The organism is Daejeonella rubra (assembly GCF_900103545.1).
Taxonomy (GTDB): domain Bacteria; phylum Bacteroidota; class Bacteroidia; order Sphingobacteriales; family Sphingobacteriaceae; genus Daejeonella; species Daejeonella rubra.
Genome location: NZ_FNHH01000052.1, coordinates 1 through 6,524, shown reverse-complemented (window position 1 = coordinate 6,524; position 6,524 = coordinate 1). Strand labels below are relative to the sequence as shown.

Sequence of the window (6,524 nt, the reverse complement as noted above, 5' to 3'; positions counted from 1 at the left end):
TTAATTCCCGGAGAACACCTTAATTTGCCTTTGCCCTTGTAACTATTGTAAAACACAAGTTCTATACTCTGTTTTACTTTTACAAGTCTAAAGGAGAACACCGACCATAGAAAACCTGTCGAAAGGCGGGCTCGCTAAGACGCAAAAGTTTACAGGTTGTTAGGATCATTTGTTTTACATCCTGCAATAGCGTCTCTGCGTCTTAGCGAGATTCTTTCTTCACCTATACATAGAGCCAATTTTGTGCCTTACTCGCAAAGTTTCCTCACCTGCTGAAGGACAGGTTTCGGGATTTGTTTTAGATTGATTACCCCCTATTCGGTGTTCTCGCTGATCAGTCTTTATCCAAAAAAGGATAGCGATAATCTTTAGGTGGATCAAAGGTTTCTTTAATGGTTCTTGGTGAAACCCATCTCAAAAGATTAATCATAGAGCCGGCTTTATCATTAGTTCCTGAACCTCTGGCACCTCCAAATGGTTGTTGTCCTACAACGGCACCTGTACATTTATCATTGATGTAAAAATTACCTGCAGCATTCCTTAATGCATGAGTTGCTGTAGCCAGAGCATAACGATCCTGTGCCAATACCGCTCCGGTTAATGCATAAATTGATGTGCTGTTCACTATCTCAAGAGTTTTCTCAAAGTCTTTGTCCTCATAAACATAAACAGTCAGAACCGGTCCGAACAATTCTTCACACATGGTGACGTATTTCGGATCTTTGGTAAGCAGTACAGTAGGTTCAATAAAATAGCCTTTCGACTTATCATAGTTTCCTCCAGAAATGATCTCCAGGTCTTTGTCCTTTTTGGCTCTGTCGATAAATCCTGTCAGTTTATCGAAAGATTTTTCATCGATCACGGCATTGACAAAATTTCCGAAGTCTTCTGTAGGGCCCATTTTCAGGCTAGCCAGATCACGTTGTAATAATTCTTTGATCGCCGGCCATACGGATGCAGCAATGTACACCCTTGATGCAGCAGAGCATTTTTGGCCCTGGTATTCAAATGCTCCGCGAAGGATTGCGGTGCTTGAAGCTTCTACGTCTGCTGAACCATGCACCAAAATGAAATCTTTACCGCCTGTTTCTCCAACTATGCGCGGGTAGGTTTTGTATTTATGGATATTATTGCCAATTGTTTTCCAGATATCCTGGAATACTGCGGTAGAACCTGTAAAATGTATGCCTGCGAAATCAGGATGGTTGAAAATAACTTCACCGGCATCCGGACCGGAAACATAAACCAGATTGATCACACCATCTGGTAAACCTGCTTCGCGGAAGATCTGCATTAATACATTAGCAGAGTAGATTTGTGTGTTTGATGGTTTCCAAACAACCACATTGCCCATCATGGCTGCTGAAGTAGGCAAATTACCTGCAATTGCGGTGAAGTTGAATGGAGTTAGTGCAAAAACAAATCCTTCAAGCGCTCTTTGCTCCAGCCTGTTCCAGCTCCCCCGTGGAGATACGGGTGGTTGTTGCTGGTAGATCTCGGTCATGTATTTTACATTGAAACGCAGGAAATCAATAAGCTCACAGGCGGCGTCGATCTCAGCCTGAAATGCATTTTTTGATTGCCCCAGCATTGTGGCAGCATTTAGTTTATACCGGTATGGGCCGGCAATCAGATCGGCAGCTTTTAAGAAAATAGCAGCACGCTGTTCCCAGGGTAAATTTTCCCAGGCATTTTTGGCTTTCAGGGCTGCCGAGATGGCATCAGAAACATGCTCTTTGCTTCCCTGACTATAACTTCCAAGCAAATGCTGATGGTCATGCGGCGGGAAAATATTGACCTTTTTATCTGTTCTGACCTCTTTGCCATCGATATACATCGGGATGTCGATCGTTTTGGAACGTGATTCAGCAAGTGCTTCTTTCAGTAATGCTCTTTCTTTACTTCCCGGAGCATAATTTAATATCGTCTCGTTTACCGGTTGCGGTACGTTGAAAAATCCTTTTAACATAATTGGTATCGTTAGTTGGGTCAAAGATAAGGCTTTGATTGAAATCTGCGGATTGATTCCCTGTAAAAATAAACAGGCCTGATTCTTGCAATATTGAATACAGGAACCGTTTATTTAAACCTATTGTTGCTTAATATCAGGTTGCAATATGATTGTCCTCATTTTCTGGCTGGAGGAGTTTATGGATCTTTGTATCAACGGAATTTATTTACCTTTTAATTTCAAGATTATGAGTACTAATGTAATGGAAGCAGTAAAAGTGACTGAAAACACAGCGATAATGAAAGGCCTTGTTTATCAGGGACCGGGCGAAAAGAAGTGGATGGATGTTCCAAAACCTAAGATTCTGGCTCCAACAGATGCGGTTGTTAAAATTTTAAAAACGACCATATGCGGAACTGACCTTCATATTCTGAAGGGTGATGTTCCGACAGTAACAAAAGGAAGGGTCCTGGGGCATGAAGGTGTTGGTATTATTGAAGAAATAGGAACTGCAGTGAATAACTTCAAAAAGGGTGATCATGTGCTGATCTCCTGTATCACTTCCTGCGGTAAATGTGAGTATTGTAAAAAGCAGATGTACTCGCATTGCGAAGATGGTGGCTGGATATTAGGTCATTTAATTGATGGTACGCAAGCTGGATTTGTTCGAATTCCTCACGCGGATAATAGTCTGTATAAAATACCTGCCGGTGCGAATGAAGAGGCGATGGTTATGCTCAGTGATATTTTACCAACCGGCCATGAGATCGGTGTAATTAACGGTACTGTAAAGCCTGGAGATACCATTGCTATTATTGGTGCTGGTCCGATAGGAATGTCTGCTTTACTGACTGCACAATTCTATTCTCCTTCAAAGATCATCATGGTCGATATGGATGAAAATCGTTTGGCGGTGGCTAAAACTTTTGGCGCTACTCATACGATCAATCCAACGAAAGATGATGTTGCAAAATTAATTGCAAAAGAAACGAAAGATGGGGTAGATGTAGCCATAGAAGCGGTTGGTATTCCGCAGACTTTTGATATTTGCCAGGAAATTATCCGCCCCGGAGGTCATATTGCCAATGTCGGTGTGCATGGTAAAAGTGTAGATCTGCAGCTTCAAAAACTATGGATACAGAATATTACCATAACTACCGGACTAGTAAACACGAATACCACACCAATGTTGCTAAAAACAGTGGAAAGCAATGGTATTAGTCCGGAAAAATTAATTACCCACCGATTTAAATTTGATCAGATCATGGATGCCTATGAGGTCTTTGGAAATGCAGCAAGAGAGAAAGCGATCAAGGTTATTATTGGGGATTAGGTCCTTTAAAGGATAATTATTTAAATAGTTTAGTCTGACCGCTTAATACCCAGGTAAAAGCGCTCAGACTTTTTACTTGTTCAGATTTCCTAATAGCATAGAATTTGTATCGAATGATAAGTTTTTTGCGTGCCTTCCATTAGGTTTTGATTGTTTTGGAGGCTAGATCCTGTTTAAATTGGTTCACCCAATTGCGTGATAATCTTTTCATAACCAATAATTTTTCGATATTTTTGTATTATTATGAAAACATTACAGATACTGGTACCAGAAAAAAAGGAAGCGGTGATCAAAGTAATCCTTAAAGAGCTTGGTATAAGTTTTAAATCTATTAAAGAAGTTAAGGAACCCAATTCTGAAACTATCTCAGCCATGAATGAATTAAAAGCTGGGAAAGGTAAAAAATTCAAAAATGCAGAATCTTTATTTAATAGTATTAAATAAAGATGTTTGCTCTGGTAGCCTCTAATAAGTTTCTTAGGGATATTAAACTTCTTAAAAAAAGATCGCTTAAGGATTTCACAATTCTTCAGGATTTTGTTGGTTTGCTAGCTGAAAAAGGTCATGCAGGACTTGATAAAAAGTACAGGCCTCACCGCTTAAGCGGAAATTTTAAAGGATACTGGGAGTGCCATGTTAAGACGGATCTATTGCTTATTTGGGAAGAGAATGAAACTTTAAACCTTATTGAGCTGGTGCGGACCGGAACCCACTCCGACTTGTTTTAATTTGATTTGCCCTGATTTAGCATTGTGATTTGCTTTCATTCTTTGAACTACTGATATTTACAACAACAGCTCGACGGACAGGATTATTATTACGTAGTTGTGATTTGCTTTCATTCTTTGAACTACTGATATTTACAACAACAATCCCTGCAAAAATATTCTCCCAACAGTGTTGTGATTTGCTTTCATTCTTTGAACTACTGATATTTACAACAACTTTAGTTACAATCGTAACGGGCGACATTAAGTTGTGATTTGCTTTCATTCTTTGAACTACTGATATTTACAACAACGCCACCCAATGCCTTTAATGCTCCGCCTGTGTTGTGATTTGCTTTCATTCTTTGAACTACTGATATTTACAACAACACCTCAATACGATTACCACCTGTTCCAAAGTTGTGATTTGCTTTCATTCTTTGAACTACTGATATTTACAACAACGGTATTGAAGTCAAGCTTCGCAGGTCAAGGTTGTGATTTGCTTTCATTCTTTGAACTACTGATATTTACAACAACTCACCTCCAGCAATAGCAGGCATGTTAGCAGTTGTGATTTGCTTTCATTCTTTGAACTACTGATATTTACAACAACAATGTTCCGTTTTTAATGTAGTTATTGAGTGTTGTGATTTGCTTTCATTCTTTGAACTACTGATATTTACAACAACTAATGGTCTCTTTAATTTCATCCCTGAAAGTTGTGATTTGCTTTCATTCTTTGAACTACTGATATTTACAACAACAACGTTAAGGATCCAACGCTACAACCAATAGTTGTGATTTGCTTTCATTCTTTGAACTACTGATATTTACAACAACTGCTATGTGGTTTATATCTAGTGTGTAGTAGTTGTGATTTGCTTTCATTCTTTGAACTACTGATATTTACAACAACCCGCTTTTGGTGTAGGTTCGGCCCGCTATAGTTGTGATTTGCTTTCATTCTTTGAACTACTGATATTTACAACAACTTGGGTTGATCACGGTCATACGTTGGAAGGTTGTGATTTGCTTTCATTCTTTGAACTACTGATATTTACAACAACCCGTACACACACAACATAAAACCCCCAAAAGTTGTGATTTGCTTTCATTCTTTGAACTACTGATATTTACAACAACGGGGCCAAAATAAGACTATCAGACGAATAAGTTGTGATTTGCTTTCATTCTTTGAACTACTGATATTTACAACAACCATAAATAACAGGTTGATCAGGTTTAATAGTTGTGATTTGCTTTCATTCTTTGAACTACTGATATTTACAACAACAAAACTGTTATATTACAGGATCTGTTACAGTTGTGATTTGCTTTCATTCTTTGAACTACTGATATTTACAACAACTTTATCTGAATACATGTAAGCTAAAGTATAGTTGTGATTTGCTTTCATTCTTTGAACTACTGATATTTACAACAACATTGATTTCATCAACACTACATTCTACAGTGTTGTGATTTGCTTTCATTCTTTGAACTACTGATATTTACAACAACTTGATCAATATAAATAGCTACTGGTTGTAGGTTGTGATTTGCTTTCATTCTTTGAACTACTGATATTTACAACAACTCTTCTTGTAGAATACACTTTGACCCAATGGTTGTGATTTGCTTTCATTCTTTGAACTACTGATATTTACAACAACTTGGGAATTGAGACACAAGGCGGGTCATTTGTTGTGATTTGCTTTCATTCTTTGAACTACTGATATTTACAACAACTTCCCTTAATAATAGTTTCAAACTCATTTAGTTGTGATTTGCTTTCATTCTTTGAACTACTGATATTTACAACAACATACAATTTTCATAAAATAGTGTGTATTAAGTTGTGATTTGCTTTCATTCTTTGAACTACTGATATTTACAACAACCGCGAAAAGAAGCTTGTCGAGAATAAATAGTTGTGATTTGCTTTCATTCTTTGAACTACTGATATTTACAACAACCCATCTTTCCCTTTGGTCTGTCTACCGGTAGTTGTGATTTGCTTTCATTCTTTGAACTACTGATATTTACAACAACAATTTGTTTTTTACCCTCAAATGAAAAATAGTTGTGATTTGCTTTCATTCTTTGAACTACTGATATTTACAACAACTTAGATTGCCAAATACAGAAACTTCATATTGTTGTGATTTGCTTTCATTCTTTGAACTACTGATATTTACAACAACACCAGGCATCCAAGGATATTAAGCCAAACAGTTGTGATTTGCTTTCATTCTTTGAACTACTGATATTTACAACAACCCATTGCAAATGTTGGCTTCCCTGTAAGAGGTTGTGATTTGCTTTCATTCTTTGAACTACTGATATTTACAACAACCTATCTTTATTAAATAATAGCCAGGTGAAGGTTGTGATTTGCTTTCATTCTTTGAACTACTGATATTTACAACAACAGCTAGATATTCCGACGAAAGTACGCCAGTGTTCCGCGACAAAGTACCCCATTTATTCCGGAGCAAAGTACGCCAGGCAGACCGGCCTGTAACATCAC

At 37.8% G+C, this 6,524-nt stretch carries 4 protein-coding genes and 1 CRISPR repeat array; of the genes, 3 read left to right on the top strand and 1 reads right to left on the bottom strand.

Annotated features, from left to right (window positions below):
- Positions 1–334 precede the first annotated feature (334 nt).
- Positions 335–1,969: an L-glutamate gamma-semialdehyde dehydrogenase gene (gene pruA, locus BLR27_RS18110; protein ID WP_090707268.1), complete on the bottom strand. Its 1,635-nt coding sequence runs from the start codon at positions 1,967–1,969 to the stop codon at positions 335–337.
- Positions 1,970–2,198: 229 nt separating this feature from the next.
- Here pruA and BLR27_RS18105 point away from each other — a divergent pair, with 229 nt between their 5' ends.
- The 3 genes from BLR27_RS18105 (at position 2,199) to BLR27_RS18095 (ending at position 4,012) form a co-directional block, all read left to right on the top strand.
- The gene (locus BLR27_RS18105; protein ID WP_245704551.1) at positions 2,199–3,284 is read left to right on the top strand and encodes a zinc-dependent alcohol dehydrogenase family protein; all 1,086 of its coding nucleotides are present in this window, start codon (positions 2,199–2,201) and stop codon (positions 3,282–3,284) included.
- Between the two features lie 243 nt (positions 3,285–3,527).
- A complete protein-coding gene (locus BLR27_RS18100) occupies positions 3,528–3,728 on the top strand; it encodes a hypothetical protein (protein WP_090707266.1) in 201 nt (66 codons plus the stop codon).
- 2 nt (positions 3,729–3,730) lie between these two features.
- Positions 3,731–4,012 (top strand): type II toxin-antitoxin system RelE/ParE family toxin, encoded by a 282-nt coding sequence (locus tag BLR27_RS18095; RefSeq protein WP_090707265.1) that lies wholly within the window; start codon positions 3,731–3,733, stop codon positions 4,010–4,012.
- 21 nt (positions 4,013–4,033) lie between these two features.
- Positions 4,034–6,426: direct repeats of the CRISPR family, unit length 46 nt; unit sequence GTTGTGATTTGCTTTCATTCTTTGAACTACTGATATTTACAACAAC.
- Positions 6,427–6,524: the final 98 nt, after the last annotated feature.